The organism is Noviherbaspirillum denitrificans (assembly GCF_002211445.1).
GTDB lineage: Bacteria > Pseudomonadota > Gammaproteobacteria > Burkholderiales > Burkholderiaceae_D > Noviherbaspirillum > Noviherbaspirillum denitrificans.
In genome coordinates, this window is sequence record NZ_LSTO01000002.1 from 233,517 (window position 1) to 251,254 (window position 17,738).

General features: G+C 63.3%; 14 protein-coding genes and 1 pseudogene. 4 read left to right on the plus strand and 11 right to left on the minus strand.

All coding sequences use genetic code 11. The features are described from left to right. The first annotated feature begins 77 nt into the window (after positions 1 to 77). Positions 78 to 536, plus strand: a complete 459-nt coding sequence (locus AYR66_RS24600; protein ID WP_088710259.1) for a cache domain-containing protein — start codon at positions 78 to 80, stop codon at positions 534 to 536. A gap of 1 nt (position 537) precedes the next feature. Here AYR66_RS24600 and AYR66_RS24605 read toward each other — a convergent pair whose 3' ends face one another. Next, complete coding sequence (locus AYR66_RS24605; protein WP_234815080.1) at positions 538 to 795, minus strand: hypothetical protein; 258 nt, start codon at positions 793 to 795, stop codon at positions 538 to 540. A gap of 235 nt (positions 796 to 1,030) precedes the next feature. Here AYR66_RS24605 and AYR66_RS24610 point away from each other — a divergent pair, with 235 nt between their 5' ends. Beyond that, positions 1,031 to 1,612 (plus strand): hypoxanthine-guanine phosphoribosyltransferase, encoded by a 582-nt coding sequence (locus AYR66_RS24610; protein ID WP_088710187.1) that lies wholly within the window; start codon positions 1,031 to 1,033, stop codon positions 1,610 to 1,612. Between the two features lie 645 nt (positions 1,613 to 2,257). Here AYR66_RS24610 and fusA read toward each other — a convergent pair. The 8 genes from fusA to AYR66_RS24650 all read right to left on the minus strand — a co-directional run bounded on the left by fusA (position 2,258) and on the right by AYR66_RS24650 (position 14,397). Further along, positions 2,258 to 4,306, minus strand: a complete 2,049-nt coding sequence (gene fusA / locus AYR66_RS24615; protein ID WP_088710188.1) for an elongation factor G — start codon at positions 4,304 to 4,306, stop codon at positions 2,258 to 2,260. Positions 4,307 to 4,389: 83 nt separating this feature from the next. Then, positions 4,390 to 5,406 carry a DUF2804 domain-containing protein gene (locus AYR66_RS24620; RefSeq protein ID WP_088710189.1) on the minus strand — a complete coding sequence of 339 codons (1,017 nt, stop codon included), beginning with the start codon at positions 5,404 to 5,406 and terminating at the stop codon, positions 4,390 to 4,392. 76 nt (positions 5,407 to 5,482) lie between these two features. Continuing rightward, positions 5,483 to 8,074 (minus strand): putative bifunctional diguanylate cyclase/phosphodiesterase, encoded by a 2,592-nt coding sequence (locus AYR66_RS24625; RefSeq protein WP_088710190.1) that lies wholly within the window; start codon positions 8,072 to 8,074, stop codon positions 5,483 to 5,485. Positions 8,075 to 8,078: 4 nt separating this feature from the next. Beyond that, positions 8,079 to 9,263: a GGDEF domain-containing protein gene (locus AYR66_RS24630; protein ID WP_206047314.1), complete on the minus strand. Its 1,185-nt coding sequence runs from the start codon at positions 9,261 to 9,263 to the stop codon at positions 8,079 to 8,081. A gap of 224 nt (positions 9,264 to 9,487) precedes the next feature. Further along, positions 9,488 to 9,994, minus strand: a complete 507-nt coding sequence (locus AYR66_RS24635; RefSeq protein ID WP_272938377.1) for a response regulator — start codon at positions 9,992 to 9,994, stop codon at positions 9,488 to 9,490. A 234-nt stretch (positions 9,995 to 10,228) separates the two neighbouring features. Next, positions 10,229 to 12,214, minus strand: a complete 1,986-nt coding sequence (locus AYR66_RS24640) for a M1 family metallopeptidase (RefSeq protein ID WP_088710191.1) — start codon at positions 12,212 to 12,214, stop codon at positions 10,229 to 10,231. Further along, positions 12,211 to 13,398, minus strand: coding sequence for a ChaN family lipoprotein (locus AYR66_RS24645; protein ID WP_088710192.1), 1,188 nt, complete (start codon positions 13,396 to 13,398; stop codon positions 12,211 to 12,213). The genes AYR66_RS24640 and AYR66_RS24645 overlap by 4 nt, the downstream gene beginning before the upstream one ends. A gap of 84 nt (positions 13,399 to 13,482) precedes the next feature. Then, the gene (locus AYR66_RS24650) at positions 13,483 to 14,397 is read right to left on the minus strand and encodes an SDR family NAD(P)-dependent oxidoreductase (protein WP_088710193.1); all 915 of its coding nucleotides are present in this window, start codon (positions 14,395 to 14,397) and stop codon (positions 13,483 to 13,485) included. A 151-nt stretch (positions 14,398 to 14,548) separates the two neighbouring features. Here AYR66_RS24650 and AYR66_RS24655 point away from each other — a divergent pair, with 151 nt between their 5' ends. Beyond that, on the plus strand, positions 14,549 to 15,766 hold the full coding sequence (locus AYR66_RS24655; protein ID WP_088710194.1) for a 6-phosphofructokinase: 1,218 nt from the start codon (positions 14,549 to 14,551) through the stop codon (positions 15,764 to 15,766). A 3-nt stretch (positions 15,767 to 15,769) separates the two neighbouring features. On the opposite strand, the gene AYR66_RS24660 is transcribed toward AYR66_RS24655, so the two are convergent. Next, complete coding sequence (locus tag AYR66_RS24660; protein ID WP_141104310.1) at positions 15,770 to 16,153, minus strand: hypothetical protein; 384 nt, start codon at positions 16,151 to 16,153, stop codon at positions 15,770 to 15,772. A gap of 199 nt (positions 16,154 to 16,352) precedes the next feature. Between AYR66_RS24660 and AYR66_RS24665 the strand changes: the two genes are divergently transcribed. After that, on the plus strand, positions 16,353 to 17,189 hold the full coding sequence (locus AYR66_RS24665; protein WP_088710196.1) for an SIR2 family NAD-dependent protein deacylase: 837 nt from the start codon (positions 16,353 to 16,355) through the stop codon (positions 17,187 to 17,189). Here the strand turns inward: AYR66_RS24665 and AYR66_RS24670 are convergent. Further along, positions 17,175 to 17,738, minus strand: a pseudogene (locus tag AYR66_RS24670) (metal-dependent hydrolase); the annotation flags it as partial. The gene AYR66_RS24665 and the pseudogene AYR66_RS24670 overlap by 15 nt on opposite strands.

Genomic DNA, 17,738 nt, shown 5'->3' on the forward strand with positions numbered 1-17,738 from the left:
CGGGCATTCCACGGAAGAATCATCCGCGCCGCATGGCGGCGCGCGGCCCCACTTTTTTCAACCAAAAGGAAGACACAATGAAGAAGTTCCTCTCGACGCTGCTCCTCGGCTTGTCAGCGCTCCTGTTCAGCCACGGCGCGCTGGCCGCAGAAAGGGGCTCGGCGGAAGAAGCCACTGCGCTGACCAAGAAGGCAATCGCCTACCTGAAGGCCAACGGCAAGGAAAAGGCCTTTGCCGAATTCAACAATCCGAACGGGCAGTTCAAGGACCGCGACCTGTACATCTTCGTGTTCGACCTCAACGGCAAGACGCTGGCGCACGGCACCAACCCGAAGCTGCTGGACAAGAACCTGCTCGACCTGAAGGACGCGGACGGCAAGCTGTTCGTGAAGGAATTCGTCGATGTCGCCAAGGGCAAGGGCAAGGGCTGGATCGATTACAAGTGGCCGCACCCGGCCACCAAGGCGATCGAGGCGAAGTCCACTTATGTGGAAAAGGTCGACGACATGCTGGTCGGCTGCGGCATCTACAAGTAAGTTAAAAGTCTTTCTTGACGACCTTGTCCGGGGACGTGCCCGGACGGTCGTTGACCACTTCATCGACACCGCTGGTGTTGCGCAGGTCGGTATCGACCTGTCCCTCCTGCAGGTCCTTGTAGGCCTGCATCATGTCTTCCCGCGGTCCGCTTTCCTGGCTCTCGTCCGATTCGTCGCGCTCGTGCGGCATGCGTGGCGTCAAATGTCCGCGCTCGTGTCCCTTGGTGGTGACCTGGTGCTGCTTCAGGGTGGTTTTCATGTCGGATTTCCTGTTTATCAATATGCATTCGAACGCACTGCCACGGAAAGATTCCCCATTGCGCATGCCGTTTTGATAACCTTGGAATCGCCTTCCTTGATGCGGAACATTGTGTGCGGGGAAACGACAGCGGGAGGATTTCCCGGGGCTTGCCGCATTGAGTTGCAGGACATATCATGGCGCGCTTTGTTAGGATGATGTATCCCCCTGTTCCACCCTTCACGAGGTCCGTACCATGACGTATATCGATTCCGAATTCCACCGCACGAAGGCTCGCGAGCTCATGAAGGATGCCGAACTGGTGTTCGACGCCGACGCCGTGCAGAAAGCCGTGGACAAGGTGGCACAAGAGCTCAACCAGCGCTTCGATGCCGACGACAGCGAAGCCTTCCCGCTGGTGCTGGGTGTGATGGGCGGCGCGGTCGTATTCTGCGGCCAACTGCTGACCCGCCTCACCTTTGCGCTCGAGTTCGATTACATGCATGTGACGCGCTACGGCAGCAAGGACCAGGGCGGCACCATCGAATGGAAGGTGATTCCCCGTTCCAACGTCGAAGGCCGCACGGTGATCGTGCTGGACGATATCCTCGATGAAGGCGAGACGCTCGCGCATGTGAAGGAGCGGTTGCTGCAGATGGGGGCGAAGGAAGTGGTGATTGCGGTGTTTGCGGATAAGGATATTGGCAAGGCCAAACCCTGCTGTGCTGATTACATCGGGCTGACCCTGCCTAACAAGTTTGTTGTGGGGTATGGGATGGATGCTTATGGGTATTGGAGGAATTTGCCGGCGATTTGGGCGGTGAAGACGGGGGGCTGATTTGGTTTTTCTTCGGTGACCCAATGCGTTGGGTTCTCCGTGGATGCTGGCCGGGACTGGCCCCGGCGGGCCACTTACTTTCTTTGCTTCGCCAAAGAAAGTAAGCAAAGAAAGGCGACCCCGGCGCGCAGCCCCTTCGGGGTACCCGAAAAACTGCATCGGAAAGCGGGAAGCGCGGAAACTCGCCTTCGGCTCAGACAGTCCGCGCTTCTTTATCCGCTTTCCGCTGCAGTTTTTCGGCTGCGCACAGGGGAAAGTGCAAAACCCATCCCCACCCTGGCCCTCCCCTTGAAGGGGAGGGAATCACAGCTGCCTTGGCATAGTCCGGAGAAGCGCTTTGCTCCCTCCCCTTCAAGGGGAGGGTTGGGGTGGGGATGGGGTTAAAGAAGTTCCCCTGTGCCGACGCCAAAAGAGCGGGCGGAAAATCGGAAAAAGAAGGGCAGACTGTCTGAGCCGAAGGCGAGTTTCTGCCCTTCCCGATTTTGCGCCCGCTCTTTTGGGAACCCCGAAGGGGCGGCGGAACCGGGGTCGCTTTCTTTTGATTACTTTTCTTGGCGAGACAAGAAAAGTGATTGGCCCGCCGGGGCCAGTCCCGGCTAGTCTCCACGGAGACCCAACCGAATCGGGTCACCGAAGAAAACCCGCTTACTCCTCCACCTCCACCTTATGCTCACTCACCATCCTCTGCTGAGTAGCCGGCGGCACAATATCGTAATGACTGAACTCCACGGTATAACTCCCCCGACCCGCCGTAGTCGAGTTAAGCCGTGACTGATAGCTGTTCAGCTCCGACAGCGGCACCTGCCCCGACACCACCACCACCGAAGCCTGCACCGTCTGCATCCCGTTGATCTGCCCGCGCCGCGAAGAGAGGTCTCCGGTGATGTCGCCCATGCATTCCTCGGGTGTGACAATCTCGATGTTGACGATCGGCTCCAGCACCATCGGCCGCGCCTTCATCACCGCGTCGATGAAGGCCTTCCGTCCGGCCGTGGCAAACGCGACTTCCTTCGAGTCGACGGGATGGCTCTTGCCGTCGTACACGATCACCTTCACGTCCTGCATCGGGAAGCCCGCCAGCGGCCCGGCGTCGAGCACCTGGCGGATGCCTTTTTCCACCGCCGGAATGAACTGCCCGGGAATCGTGCCGCCCTTGACCTCATCGACGAATTCGAACCCAGAACCGCGCGGCAGCGTCTCGACGCGGAGGAATACTTCGCCGAACTGGCCGGCGCCGCCGGTCTGCTTCTTGTGCCGGTGATGGCCCTCGGCGCGGCCGGCGACCGTCTCGCGATAGGCGATCTTCGGCGGATGCGTCGCGACGTCGATCTTGTACACCTCCATCATGCGTTCCAGAGCGGAACGCAGGTGCAGTTCACCCAGGCCGAGCAGCACGGTTTCATTGGTGCTCGCATTGTGTTCGACCTTCAGGCAGGGATCTTCCGCCGTCAGCTTCTGCAGGATTTCCCACATGCGCTGCTCATCGCCGCGCTTCTTGGGCTCGATGGCAAGGCCGAAGATTGGCGTCGGGAAGACGGAGGGGCGCAAGTGGATGTGGTCGTCTTCGGCCGCATCATGCAGCACGGCGTCGTACACCATGTCCTCGATCTTCGCGACCGCGCAGATATCACCCGGGACTGCCTGCTGCACTTCCACCTGCTCCTTCCCCTGCAGCATGTACAGGTGCGTCACCTTGAACGGCTTCCGGCCGTCACCGATGTAGAGCAAGCCGTCGCGCTTCACCGTTCCCTGGTGGATGCGGAAGACGGCGATCTTGCCGATGAAGGGATCGACCGCGATCTTGAACACATGCGCCAGCACATGCTGCGACGGATCGGGCACGGAACGGATTTCCTTCTTCCTGTCGGGCGCGCTGTCGTCGTCGCGGTAGAACAGCGGCGGATTGCCTTCCGTGGGATTCGGCATCAGCTTGACGAAGACGTCGAGCAATTCCTTGATGCCGGCGCCGTTCTTGGCCGAGACGAAACAGATGGGCACGAGATGGCCTTCGCGCAAGGCCTGCTCGAAGGGCGCATGCAATTGCTCCGGTTCGATTTCGCCCTGTTCGAGGTAAAGCGACATCAGGTCGGCATCCACTTCGACCACCTGGTCGACCAGCGCGCGGTGCGCGGCCTCTATAGATGAAAAATCCGACTCGCCGGCCGGATTGAAGAAGCAATCGACGACTTGCGTGCCGCCTGCCGCAGGCAGGTTGATGGGGAGGCACTCCTTGCCGAAGGTCTCCTGGATGCGCGTGACCAGCGCCGGCAGGTCGGTATGCTCGGCATCGATCTTGTTGACGACGATCATGCGGCACATGTTGCGCTGCTTCGCCCAATCCATCATGCGGCTGGTAATCATCTCGATGCCGTTCTGCGCATTGATGACGACCGCCGCCGTTTCCACCGCGGAGAGGGCGCTGATCGCCTGGCCGATGAAGTCCGGATAGCCGGGCGTGTCGAGCAGGTGGACGCAGGTGTCGCGATGGTCGATGTGGATGACTGCGGAGTTGAGCGAGTGCTGGTACTTGCGTTCCAGCGGGTCATAGTCGCAGGTGGTGGTGCCGCGTTCGAGGCTGCCAGGCGTGCCGATCATGCCCGCCCCGTGCAGGAGCGCTTCGGCCAGGCTGGTCTTGCCGCTGGAGGTGTGCCCGACGAGGGCAATGGTACGGATGGCTTCGGTACTGTATGGCATCGGTCATTCCTTTCCGAAATGCTACTAAACCGCAAAACCCGTTTGCCCTATTATCGTCCTTGGCGGCGCTTACCGCAAACGGATTACCATCGCGAAAAATGGTCCTCCGTAACCCCGGCCAAGCGCCGGATTTCCCGCTGCGGCGCATCGGGAGCGGCCTTTACCCAGCCGTGGAAACTGCCGATCGGCTGCACATAGCGCGACACCGCCACCAGCAGGTTCTTGTCTTCATGGCGCATGCCTTCGGGCTCGAAATGGAGGTCGAGCAATCCGTCTTCAGTGCGGATATGCCACGGCGCCATAGGATCAGCGCGGTCGTAGTCGAAGACGGCGGGGCCGAGCGGCACCAGGCGGCCGTCGATCCACAGCACATTCTCATGGGCGCCGAAATAACCCGCCTGCAGGTTGAAGCCGATATCCAGGCTGTGCGCCGAGGCCCAGCGCCACTCGGTATCGCGCGCCAGCAGGCCGTTGGAATAATCGACGCTGGCCACGCCGCCGTTCAGGTCGTAGTTGTCTTGCCTGACCCGCACTTCGCCGCCGAGCAGCATGCCGGGCGACTTCTGCGTGGCATGCACTGAGCCGCCGTCGATCGGGCCCACTGCCAGCAAGGGCGGCGCGCTGCCAGCATTGAAAGTGGCGTCGATCTCGAAATCGCCGCAGCGCAGTTCCAGCACATGGCTGCGGCCGCCATCCGCGGCATGGCAGATGATACGCTTGCCGGGGAAGCGGAAATGGCTGGTGCCGTGCGGCGCATGCGGGACATGCGCGGTCAGCCCGGGGATGCCGTCCTGCGACATGGAGGCGACGATGGCGCGCCGGCGGCGGTCGAAGGCATAGGCGAAGGCGGTATTGGTCCAGCCGACGTCGACGATGGCGATGCCGCAGAAGATGTGCTCCGTGCTCAGCGCGATGTAATGCCAGCGCTTGTGGTGCAGGCGGCGCCAGAATGCATTGCGCGCATAGGGAGGCCGCAGCGCGGACCAGTCGATCTGGCCCGCCGTCCCGGCGAAACGGCCGAACTGCGGATAGCCGTCGGCATCCGGCACGCCGAGCGCGGCGGCGGGAGGCAGGACAACCGGAATCGGCGACAGGTCCATTGCGGCTTGTATCGGCGGGGAATGGTTGTGAAAACAACCATATTACCCCTGTGCCACAAAGCTGGCTTGCCGCCTGTCAAATCGCCAGTTGGCGGGGGGCTTCCTGCGGTACGTGCATCGTCGCCGACGGGCGGCTGATGTGGTAGCCCTGCGCATAGTCGATGCCCAGCGCGCTGACTGCCTTGAGGATGTCCGCATCCTCGACGAATTCGGCCACGGTCTTGATCTTCAGCTCCTTGGCCAGCGTCACGATACTCTTGATGAAGGCGAGGTAGGTGTCGTCGTGCAGCATGTTGCGGATGAATTCGCCCTCGATCTTGATGTAGTCCACCGGGAAGCACTTGATGTACTGGAAGGACGAGTAACCCGAACCGAAGTCGTCGACCGCGAAGCTGAATCCCTGCACCTTGGCGTCGAGCACGAACTTTTCCAGCAGCGTGAGGTTGCGTACCGTCTCGCGCTCGGTGATCTCGAACACGATGCGCGACGGCGCGATGCCGTACTCGCCGGCGATGCGGCTGACATGCGACGCGAACTCGCCGACGATCAGCGCCTTGGGCGACAGGTTCACGAACAGCATGCCCTTGTAATCCTGCTTGCTGATTTCGGCGAACGCCTTTTCGATCAGCTGGTAATCCATCTTGTGGGCGATGCCCATGTTCTCGGCTTCCTCGATGAAGTCGTTGGCGGTGACGACTTCATCGTCGAGCTGGATGCGCATGAGCAGCTCGTGGATCACGATCTCGCCGGTGTGCGCATTGCAGATCGGCTGGAAGTAGGGAACGATGCGCTGCTGGTCAAGCGCGGCCTGGATCATGATCGCCTTCTCGCCCGCCTTGCGGAAGACTTCGGCCATCTCGTCCTCGCTCGGCATGGCGATCGCGTTCTTGCCGGCGGCCTTGGCCTTGTACATCATGTTGTCGGCCACCAGGAACAGGTCCTTCGGATTATCGCCGTGCGTCGGGCTCATCGCGATGCCGATCGAGGTGGTGGCCTTGATGCGGTTGCCGTCCGGCGTGTCGATCCAGAAATGGTCCAGCGACTCGGCGATGCGCTGCGCCACCATGTGCGCCTGCGTCTCGCTGGCTTCCGGCAGGATGATGCAGAATTCGTCGCCGCCGTAGCGCGCGATCATGTCGCCGTTGCGCACCGACTCGTGCAGCACCTTCGCGAACTCCTGCAGGAAGGAGTCGCCGAAGTGGTGGCCGAAGCGGTCGTTGATGGTCTTGAAGTTGTCCAGGTCGAGCATCATCACCGCGAAGGTCTGGCTGTGCCGCTTCGAGCGTCCGATTTCATAGCCCAGCAATTCCCAGAACATGCGCTGGTTGTACAGGTCGGTCAGCGGATCGCGCGTGGCGTAGTGCTCGAGGTCCTTGGTGTACTTGTAGATCGCCTTGACCGAGCCGACCAGGTTGAGCAGCGTGGTCAGGATGCTGCCGATCACCATGTTGCGGATGTTGTCCTCGGCCATCATCGACTGCACGCCGATGCCGACGATGCCGCCGATCTTCGGCGTTTCCAGCAGCAGGGTCTTGGTCTGCACTTCGATGTCGCGCGGGCTCAGCTCGGGCAGGAGGCCTGTCTCGTCGGCGATGTTGTGCGCGATCGGCAGCAGGCGGGCGCCGTGGAAGAAAGGCGTGTCATCGAGCTGGCGGCGCAGGATCTTTTCGAACAGGCGCTTGGTCTTTTCCTGCGGGGGATTGCGCCAGAACACTTCGCATTCGTAGGCTTCTTCTTCCACGCGGAAGATGGTCACCAGCGCATACGCGTCGATGATGGGATTGATTTCCAGCAGCAGGTTCTTGATGAACTCGCGCCAGTCGCGCACGACGTTGGACGTGATGATGAATTTTTCCAGCAGCCGGATCTCGAATTCCAGCACACCCTTGTCCACCGCGACCCGCTTGATCTTGTCGACCAGCAGGGTCACGTTGTCGAAGGCCTGGTTGAATTCCTCGAAGCCGAAGTCGACCTTGTGCATGTCGAAGCGGTCGAAGTCCTTGATGGTGCTGAAGGACTCCACCTTGCCGCGGAACAGGTCCATCGAGCGCTTGAGGCGTCGCGCGGCGAAGCTTGTCAGCGCCAGCGCCGCCAGCAGCACCACGAGTGCAAGCGCGAGGAAAAGCGCGACGTAATAGATACGCACCGTGGACCGCACCGTCTGCAGCTTGTGGGTGACTGCGGTCACGCCCAGCACCTCGCCGGCCTTTGCGTTGGTGTGGCAGCGCAGGCATTCCGCGTCGGCCAGCACCGGCTGCGCGTACGCGACGTGGGTCCCGGTTCTCACGGTTACCGGGGTGCCGCTGGCCATGGCCTGGCGCGCGTGCTCGGGTAGCTCCTGTTGCAACCGGCCGTAACGCGCTTCGACACCCTGCGTACGGTAGACATCGATGCTGTCGACCGTGGAAGAAAAGGTCGTGGTGCTCGCGGCGATGACCTCCTCCAGCTGTTGGCGGCTGATGCCGCTACGTAATGCGCCGACGATCGTATCGATGTTCTGGCGGGCGATTTCGCCCGAGGATTCCAGGTTGCGTTCTTCCAGCAGTTTTTCGTAGAGCAGCGAAGACGCCAGGGTGGCGCCGAGGAACACCACTGCGGCGACGCCGACCGTCGCGCTGAACACGAATCCACGCAAGGTCGTCAGCATGCGGGCGACGATACTGGTCATAAATTTATCCATTGACCACTGCTCCTTGCGGCAGCGGCGGCGTGCAACCGACGACGCGGTTCCTGCCGCCCATCTTGGCCTCGTACATGCGCTGGTCGGCAATCTCCACCAGCTCGTGCCAGGTACTGGCGCTGTCCGCGAGACGCTCGGCGATACCGATGCTGGCGGTCACCGGGCTACCGTCCGGGCGCAGGCCCAGACCGATCTTCAACAGGCGCGCGACTGCGCTGGCAGCGGTCTGCCCGTTGGCGCCCGGCAGCACGATCACGAATTCCTCACCGCCCCAGCGCAGCAGGATGTCGCCGGAGCGCAGGTTGCCGCGCAGGGTTTCCGCCGCCTTGCGCAGCACGCGGTCGCCGGCGTCATGGCCGTGGGTGTCGTTGATCTTCTTGAAGTGGTCGAGGTCGAGGAAAACGACCGACAGCGGCGCCCCGCTGCGCGAAGCGATATGGAACTGGATGTCCAGCAGCTCCTCGCCGCTGGTCCGCGAGAAGCAGCCAGTCAGGCCGTCGTGAGTGGCCTGGCGCACCAGCGACATCATGAAACTCAGCTGGCTCATGCCGGCGAGCGCAGCGACGGTCGCGATCAGGAACAGCAGCCAGAACGCGCCCAGGTGCGAACTCCAGTTCAGCATGTCGAGCTGCAGCAGCGCCACCAGCGCCTCGGCGGCGAGGACCGGCATCGCGAACAGCGCGCTTTCCACCGCGGTCAGCGGGAACACGCTCAGGCCGGCCACCATCACGAAGGGCAGGAATGCATAGCCGGCGGCGATGGCGGCAGCGGGGCCGGCCATGTCGAAATGCGACAGCAGCGGGTGCGAATACATGAAGAACAGCGTCGGGATGCTGAACATGTAGGCCAGCGCACGGTAGGCGTCGCGCATGCGGATCGACTTGCGGAAAGAAACCGCCAGCACGCCGAAGGCGATGGTGGTCACGATGCGGCCAACGACCAGCAGGATGGTCACCGGCCAGCTGAAGACCAGCAGGTCGATCACGATCCAGAGCGGGGTCAGGATGGCGAACAGGCCGGCGATCATGCGTATGCGCGAGATGATCATTTCAGCGCGGCGCCGCGCCAGCAGCGACGCATGGCCGCGGGGCAGGATGAGTTCGCGCAGCATGTCGCGCGGCATCGCGGCGAATACGGTGCGGCTGAGGAAATTTTGAAGCTGGGAAAATCTGAGCACGCTGTTTCCTACGCATTCCAACCGGCGGAATGCTTTGCCGGGGACGCAGTCAAGTCAGGAGCGGCGTCGCGCGTGCTGGCGCCGTGAAGGCTGTGCTAACCCCGATGTTGAACCCTCTTCGGTTGCGAGCAATGTACTCCTGGTGGCGTGGAAATTAATTGCTTTGAATCAAAATTTCCAGAAATAAATTGTTGCGTCGCCAATCATTTTGTGGCTAGTAATTGCTAGGCGGCAATAGCGACCGACGAGTCCGTCCGGCGGGAGCGGGCGCGCTTGGACAGGATCTGCTGCAGCTTGGTGCGCAGGGTGTCGGCATTGAACGGCTTGACGATATAGCCATCTGCGCCGGCCTTGGCTGCGGCGAGGATCATGTCGCGCGTCGCTTCCGCCGTCACCAGCAGCACCGGCAGGTCGCGCAGACCCTCTTCCTCGCGGATGGCGCGCAGCAGGTCGAGTCCGCTCATGTTGGGCATATGGCAATCGGTGACGACGAAGTCGAAAGGCTTGCCCTCGGCATCCGCGGACTTCAGCATCTGCAGTGCGCTCCTGCCATCGGCGGCTTCGGAAATTCGGACATTGCGCAGCTGGTCCTTCAGCAGGCTGCCGATGACGCGGCGCATGCTCGAGATGTCGTCGACAACCAGGAAATTCGAGTGCGGATGATAGGCGGAATCACTCGCCGCCAGGAGGGCGGCGGGGGCCAGGGAGGCCATGAGGTTCGTCGGGCACATGGTGGTTCTTCCTTTTTGCTTGTGCACGTCGTGTCGGCGCGCGGCATTGCGTCTTGGCCGGTCTCCCTGTGTTTTTTATCTGGCCAGACAGCCACTTCAGCTTTGAAGGGGCATGAAGGAAGCTTATTCCTGTTATTTCCGTACGGAAATGATTGGGGTCAAGGAATGTGGTTGTTTGTTCGGTGAACCCGTGCGTTGATTTCTCCCTGGCGGGACCTGCTTTCTTTGCGCGATTTAGTTCGCCACCTTGACCAATTTTCCCGGTGCCGGCCACACGCCCCGCCCGATTGCCCGGCTGCCGTCAAACGCGACCCAGCTCTGCGCGCCGTAATGCGGCAAGGGACGCAGCAGCGCGCGCAACGCGTCGACGCTTTCCGCCGACACCACCGCAAGCGGTGCGCCCTCGCGCGCCACGGTCCATACCTGCGCAGTACCCTTGCCTGCAAGCGCGGGCGGGCGTGGTGGAAGGCCGGTACGCGCGAGGGCGGCGTCGACATCGGCGTGCAATCCGGCCAGCAGGAGGGGCGTGCCGCCATTGATCGCATCCAGCGACACGGTGCGCGGTGGCGTTTCGAACAGGCGCTGCGCGAGCTGCTCGACAGCTTCGCGTGTGTCGGGCGAGGCAATTGCCAGCCTTGGCGCGCGCGCAATGAACCACTGGCGCAGGATGGGCGGTAGCTGGTCGCGTTCCAGCACACGCCACAGATGCAGGTCAGGGTCGAGACGGACGCCGGAGGGTACGGACGTGACGTCGACGCTCACTTGTTCGCGTGCACGTGCCACGTCGAACCAGCGCAGCTCGGATTTGTCCTTGTACACCAGCTCGACCGGGATGCGCATCGCATACGCGGGCGTGCCTTGTTCCACCGTCAGCAGCAGGCGCTTGCCGTTTTCCGCCATGCGCGCCTCGGCGATGCCCGGCGCCGGTCCTCCGGCGCGGTGCAGCCACTGGTCGAAGAATTCTCCCAGCCGCTTGCCCGATGCTTCCTCGAAGGCCGCACGCAGTTCGCCCCATCCCGCGCGCCGGAAGCGCTGCTTGTCCCAGAACGCGCGGATGCCCTTGGCGAATGCGTCTTCGCCGATCAGGTCGCGCAGCATCACGAACAGCATCGCCGACTTGCCATAGCCGACCGCAGCAGCAGCGCCGTGCGTGCGCGAGCGGAAGTCGGCCAGCGGCGTGTGGTCGCCGGCCGGCACCGATGCGAAATCACGCAGCCAGCCGAGGCGCATCTCGCGCGCGGCGTCGGCGGATTCGTGCTCCTTGTATGCATAGTCGGCCATGAAGGTGGTCAGGCCTTCGCTCCAGTTGCCTTTCGCATAGTCGACATACACGCCGTTGCCCCACCAGTTGTGCAGCACCTCGTGGCCGAGCGAGGTGGCGCGGATGAAGGGCAGGCGGATCACGTCGGCGCCGAGGTAGGTCAGCGTCGGCATGCCGAAGCCGGTCGGCAGCGGGCTGGCGACGACGGAGAAGCCGGCGAAGGGATAGGCGCCGATCTGTTCCGCGTAGCGCTCGAGGTAGCGGCGCGTGTCGTCGAGATAGCCATCGGCCAGGCCGGGGACGGCATCGAGTTCGCGCGTGAAGTAGGTGCGCAGGCGCAGGGGTTCGCCGCCGGCACGGGGCGCCATCTTCTCGCGCACAACGTACGGGCCGGCCATCAGGTCGATGCCGTCTGCGGGCTGGTCGAAGTCAAAGCGTGCGCGGGTGTGGCCGGCATCGCTGCTTTCCGACGCGAGCCGTCCGGGTGCGATCGCGTGCTGGCCTGCGGGCACCGTTACGTCGAGACGGTAGCTGAACAGCGCGGCAGGCTGTGGATACCAAGCGCCGCCGGCTGGCAGGAAGCTGCCTTCCGGCGAGGCCATCGGCGGCAGGCCGCGCAGCACGCCGCGATGATCGAGGTTGCGGTCGAGTGCGGGCAGGGTGCCTGCGTATTCGATGTGCACACGCTCCGTGCCTGCAGGAACGCCGATCCGCCAGACACGCGCGCCGCCCTCGCTGGCACTGGCAGCTACCTTGAGCGGCTTGCCGTTTGCCGATGCCGCACTGATGCTGAGCGCGTCATGGAGCAGGAAGCGGAAGTCCTTCGTCGCGGGCGCGACGTCGGCCACTGCCTTGAAGCGTCGCGTGGCGGGATCGAGTTCGACTTGCAGGTCGAGCTGTGCGGCGTGCGCGAAGGCGCCGGCCAGCGCAAGCAGCAGGGTTGCGGCGGTTCTTTTCATTGTTTCGCCGGGAACTTGACTACGATGTCCAGCAGTTCGTCGCCGCGCTTGACGCGTATCGGCAGCCATGTGCCCGGCGGCTGGCGGCGCACCGAGGCAGCGACTTGCGGCGCCTTGCCGACAGCCGTGCCGGCAATCTCCAGCAGGTGGTCGCCGACCTTCAGTCCGGTGCGCTCCGCCAGGCTGCCTGCAGTGACTTCGGTCAGGCGCACGGCGCCTTCTGCGTCTTCCAGGCGCACGCCGAGGCGCGGCGGTTCCGGCTTGTCGTCTTCCTGCAGCGGCAGCGTGAATACCGCGTCGGCCATGCCGGCGGGGAGGTCCTTGCATTCGGCATCGGCGGGCATTGCCACCAGGGCGCCGACATTGGTGATGCCGAGGTCACGCAGCTGGTGCGGGATGCCGTGGCCGAAGCGCAGGTGGCCGCTGCCGACGATACCCACTGCCAGCGGCTTGCCGGCGGACTTCACCTGTTTCGCCAGTGCTTCCGCCATTGCGCGGTCCCAGGTCGTTTGCGATTCCACGAAGCGGCCGAAGGCGGGATCGGTCTTTGCTGCCTTCGTGCCCTTGTCTTCCTTCGCGCCGTGCCCGCTGGCATGCATGCGGTAGACGTCGAACAGGTAATCGCGGTACGCCTCCACCGGCGCCGCCGCGCGGCCTACGCCTTCGCGCTGCGCTTCGGGTACCTGGCTCCAGCCTTTTTCGCGGATCGCCTTGTTGAGCGCGTTATCGACATTCAGCGCGACCATCGGGATGCGGTTGATGCGCGCGAACTGGAACAGCGGGACATACAGGTCGGCCGGCGTGTTCCACACCTTGTCCCATTCGGACTGTTCGAGGAATTGCTTGAGCGTGAGCTCGCCCTTGACCCAGCGGTCGAGCACCGGCTGCACGCGGCGCGGAAACATCTCGAAGCCGATCACCATGTCCGGCCGCTTTACGTGCAGCGCAGAGAGCATCTGCACCTGCCAGCGGTGCTGGTCGTCCTCGTCGTGGAATTCGCCGAGCAGCACGACATCGCGCTTCGCCATGTCGGCGACGATGTCGGTGGCGGATGCGTTACGGGGTTTCTTGTCCAGTAGTGTCCATGCGGCGGGCGGATAACAGCCCACCGCCTGGGCCGGCGGCAGCGCGATGATCCACAGGGCAAGCGCTGCGGGCAGCGCGCGTTGGAAGAAAAGCTTCATAACACCCTTTCGTGCAACTTGCTTCCATGCAGCGTAGGGGAAGTCCAGATCCGGCGGAATGATCCGGATCTACCAAACGCAAAATTATCCGCGTGCCGCGCGCGCCTTGGTCAGCTCCATCATCGGCTGGTTGAGGCCCGCGACAGGAATGATTTCGCCGGTGCGGTCGAACAGCTTGTCCTTGTTCGCAGCCAGCGCTTCCGCTGCATCGGGGCCTCCGCCGATATGGATACCGTCGCTCAGGGTGATATTGGAACGCGAGAAAGTCCCGGCGCCCGCGCACAGCACGGTCTTGTTCGGGCCATCCTGCGACACCAGCCAGATCATGCCCGGCGTCACGTTCTCCGGCTTGAGCAGTTCGAGATCATCGGGGCTGAGGATGCCTTCCGTCATGCGTGTGGCGGCAGTGGGGGCGAGGCAGTTGACGCGGATGTTGAACTTCTCGCCTTCCAGCGCCAGCGTCTGCATCAGCCCGACCAGCGCCATCTTCGCGGCGCCGTAATTCGATTGCCCGAAGTTGCCGAACAGTCCGGAAGACGAGGTCGTCATCACGATGCGGCCATAGTTCTGCTGCTTCATGATGTCCCACACCGCCTTGGTGCAATACACCGCGCCCATCAGGTGCACGTCGACGATCGCGCGGAAGTCGTCCAGGCTCATCTTGGAAAACGTCTTGTCGCGCAGGAAGCCGGCATTGTTGACCAGGATGTCGACGCGGCCCCATTCCTTCATCGCCTGGTCAACCATCTCTTGCACGGCTGCCGGATCGGTGACCGAAGCCGCGCTCGCGATCGCCTGTCCTCCGGCGGCACGGATTTCCGCGACCACGCTTTCCGCCGGCGTCATTGCATTGCCGGAACCGTCGCGCGCCACGCCGAGGTCATTGACCACGACTTTCGCGCCGCGCGCGGCAAGTTGCAGGGCATGCGAACGGCCGAGACCGCCGCCTGCGCCGGTAACGATCGCGACCTGGTTGTCGAAGCGGATGGGAGTGCTCATGTGTCTCTTGTCATGGTAGTGGGGAAAGAAACTATGGTAGCGGAATTCGCACGACCGTTCTGGTGTGCGCGCCGGTTGTTGGCGAAATGTCATTCATTCCTGCGGCGAGATCGTCCATACTCACTACACGCCCACTTCATGGAGGAAAGCCATGCCGTCCGGAAAAATCCTCGTCGCGCAAGGCGGCGGACCCACCGCGGTCATCAACCAGTCCCTCGTCGGCGTGACGCTCGAAGCGCGGCGCTTCCGAAGCGTCGAGCGGGTATACGGCGCCTGGCACGGCGTGCGCGGCATCATCAATGAAGACTTCGTCGACCTCACGCAGGAGACCAGCCACAACCTCGAAATGGTGGCCAATACGCCTTCGTCGGCACTCGGTTCGACGCGTGACAAGCCGGACATGAAGTACTGCCAGGAGATCTTCGAAGTGCTGCGCGCGCACGAGATCGAACACTTCTTCTACATTGGCGGCAACGATTCCTCGGACACGGTGCGCATCGTCAGCCTGGAGGCGCAGAAGGCCAACTATCCGCTGCGCTGCATCCACATCCCCAAGACCATCGACAATGACCTCGTCGGCAACGACCATACGCCAGGCTTTCCGTCGGCGGCACGCTTCGTCGCACAGGCGTTTGCCGGCGCCAACCTCGACAATGCATCGTTGCCGGGTGTGTATGTCGGCGTCGTGATGGGCCGGCACGCCGGCTTCCTCACCGCGGCCTCGGCGCTGGGCAAGAAGTTCCCCGACGACGGACCGCACCTGATCTACCTGCCGGAGCGCACCTTCGTGGTCGACAAGTTCCTGGCCGACGTGAAGCAAGCGTATGAACGCTTCGGCCGCTGCGTGATCGCGGTGTCCGAAGGCATCCATGACGAATCGGGCGCACCCATCGCCACCCTGCTGGCCAAGGATGTGGAACGCGATGCGCATGGCAACGTGCAGCTGTCGGGCACTGGCGCGCTGGCCGACCTGCTGTGCGAAGAGATCAAGTCCAAGCTCAAGATCAAGCGTGTGCGCGGCGATACCTTCGGCTACCTGCAGCGCTCCTTCATCGGCTGCGTGTCGGATGTCGACCAGCGCGAGGCGCGCGAGGTCGGCGAGAAGGCGGTGCAGTACGCGATGTGGGGCGAGCGCGACGGTTCGGTGGCGATCAAGCGCACCGGTTTCTATTCCGTCGACTACGAGCTGCTGCCGCTGGAAGCGGTGGCCGGCAAGACGCGCACGATGGAAGATGAATTCATCGCGCCTTCGGGCACCGACATCACCGACGCCTTCCGACTTTACCTGCGTCCGCTGGTCGGGTCGAAGATGCCGGATGCTTTCCGCCTGCGGTTCAACCCGGTGCCGAAGCGCATGAACCGCGGTTGACGATCAGCGGCAAAAATAGTCCGCGACCATCGGCTCGTGGCTGCTCTGCGGCACGAAGAGGGTGAACGCGTCGATGCATTGCGAGATCGCGTCGCGCATGCCGTAGATCACAATGTTGCTGCCCGGGTCCCGGTTCCCGGGATGAGACATGACGAAGCGCGGCGTGCCGTATTCCGCCCGCAGCGCATGATAGGGCTGGCCACGCCATTCCCCTTGCATCTCTTGCTCGCGGCGCGCGCGCGCCTTGGCCAGCAATTCACTCTCATCGGTGAAGTCGCTCTTCGGCGCGGAAGACGCGGATGCCCCGAAAGTTCCGGAAGACCCGGATGAGGCTGGCGGCGCGGACGGTGTGGCGCAGGCGGACAGCAGCGCCAGTGCGGCGAGCATGACCGGCACGTGGTATGGAGCCCTGTATCGCATTCCCGTGTTTCTTCCCATTCGTAGTAGGGATACCCAGGTTCATTGTCGCGGGACGGTTTTGTTGTGATTTGTGCAAGCGCAATCGGGGGTATGGCGCAGATCAACGGCGCACGTGGCACAGCCAGGGGATAGCCGCGATAATAGGAAAACTTTCCCGCGCCCATCAATGAGAACGCCCAGCAACGCGCCCACCGCAACCTTCGGCCTCGAACCGGCCGGCTACCGCAAGCTGCTCGAACAGTTCATGCATGCGCAACGCATCCTCGTCTACAGCGGCGCGGGCATGTCGGCGGATTCAGGATTGCCGACTTACCGCGGCGCGGGCGAGCACTTGTGGACAGGCGACGTGCTGGAACGCGTATCGACACTCACCGGCTACGCGCGCGATCCGGCGTTCGCGATCGATTGGTATGTGGAGCAGTCGCACCGATTGCTGGCGGCACGTCCGCATGAAGGACACAAGGCACTGGTCGAACTCGAACGCTACTGGGATGTCACCCACGTGACGCAGAATGTCGACGTGCTGCTCGAGGAAGCCGGCTGCGCCGACGTGGTCCATCTGCACGGCCGCTTCGACCGCCTCAAGTGCCTGCAGTGCCGCTGGACCGGCAACGCGACCAATGCAGACGACCTGCGCCGGCCCTGCCCAAATTGCGGCGGCAAGCTGCGGCCCGCGATTGTCTGGATGGGAGAGATGCCCGGGGAAGAGGACGTGAACCGCGCCGGCAACGCGGCAAAGTCAGCCGGGCTGGTGCTGGTGGTGGGCACGCCGGCCGAGATGTATCCGGGGGCGGCAGTGGTGGAAACCGCGCATCGCGCCGGCGTCCCCGTCTGCGTCATCAATCCCGAATGGTGCGAGAACCTGCATTACGCGCAATGGCAGCTGTTCGGCGGCGCGCGCACGGTGCTGCCGGTCCTCGTGCGCGACGCCATCGCGCGCAGGCAGGCGGAGGGCCAGCCCCTGCCGTGGTTCCTGCGCTGGCTGCCCTCATGGGCCAAGTAGGTCGGCGCGCGGAAAGGCCCAGCGCGGCACGTAGCGCGGGCAATCCAGCTTCCTGAAGGCTTCGAAATCCATGGTCGTGAAGTTGACGCTGTCAGCGGGACCGTAGCGCAGGTCGGTAGCCGCTTTCGCGCCCACCGACGGCGCGCGCGAGAAGCGCATCCACGCCTCGAAATGGCAGTTCCCCTCCTTCAGCGCGCGCAAGGTATGCAGGTCGCCGACTTCCGCCGAATAGAAGGCGATCGACGGCCCGGCATTGGGCGGCAGCACGTCGCCCCAGCGGCTGACCGGACACTGCGTGATCGGCATCAGTTGCGGCGCCAGGCTCAGCACGCCGCGCCGCAACGCATATTTGCCCGCCTGCTCGTTGCTTTCGACGGACACAAAGGACCAGCATAGCGGATTGGCGGGATAGGCGGTCAGCGCGACATCGAGCACGCGCGTGGTCCGGTCGGCGTGGTGCAAGGTGCCATTGACGATGCGCCCGGCCTGCCAGGAACCGGCCGCCTGCAGGCCGATGAAAGCCGCGCCCACAGCAAACGCCGCTGCCAG

Excerpts from the sequence above, each read along its gene's own strand:
- AYR66_RS24600 (WP_088710259.1), top strand. The coding sequence starts at position 78 with ATGAAGAAGTTCCTCTCGACGCTGCTCCTCGGCTTGTCAGCGCTCCTG.
- AYR66_RS24605 (WP_234815080.1), bottom strand. The coding sequence starts at position 795 with ATGAAAACCACCCTGAAGCAGCACCAGGTCACCACCAAGGGACACGAG.
- AYR66_RS24610 (WP_088710187.1), top strand. The coding sequence starts at position 1,031 with ATGACGTATATCGATTCCGAATTCCACCGCACGAAGGCTCGCGAGCTC.
- fusA (WP_088710188.1), bottom strand. The coding sequence starts at position 4,306 with ATGCCATACAGTACCGAAGCCATCCGTACCATTGCCCTCGTCGGGCAC.
- AYR66_RS24620 (WP_088710189.1), bottom strand. The coding sequence starts at position 5,406 with ATGGACCTGTCGCCGATTCCGGTTGTCCTGCCTCCCGCCGCCGCGCTC.
- AYR66_RS24625 (WP_088710190.1), bottom strand. The coding sequence starts at position 8,074 with ATGACCAGTATCGTCGCCCGCATGCTGACGACCTTGCGTGGATTCGTG.
- AYR66_RS24635 (WP_272938377.1), bottom strand. The coding sequence starts at position 9,994 with ATGTGCCCGACGAACCTCATGGCCTCCCTGGCCCCCGCCGCCCTCCTG.
- AYR66_RS24640 (WP_088710191.1), bottom strand. The coding sequence starts at position 12,214 with ATGAAAAGAACCGCCGCAACCCTGCTGCTTGCGCTGGCCGGCGCCTTC.
- AYR66_RS24645 (WP_088710192.1), bottom strand. The coding sequence starts at position 13,398 with ATGAAGCTTTTCTTCCAACGCGCGCTGCCCGCAGCGCTTGCCCTGTGG.
- AYR66_RS24650 (WP_088710193.1), bottom strand. The coding sequence starts at position 14,397 with ATGAGCACTCCCATCCGCTTCGACAACCAGGTCGCGATCGTTACCGGC.
- AYR66_RS24655 (WP_088710194.1), top strand. The coding sequence starts at position 14,549 with ATGCCGTCCGGAAAAATCCTCGTCGCGCAAGGCGGCGGACCCACCGCG.
- AYR66_RS24660 (WP_141104310.1), bottom strand. The coding sequence starts at position 16,153 with ATGCTCGCCGCACTGGCGCTGCTGTCCGCCTGCGCCACACCGTCCGCG.
- AYR66_RS24665 (WP_088710196.1), top strand. The coding sequence starts at position 16,353 with ATGAGAACGCCCAGCAACGCGCCCACCGCAACCTTCGGCCTCGAACCG.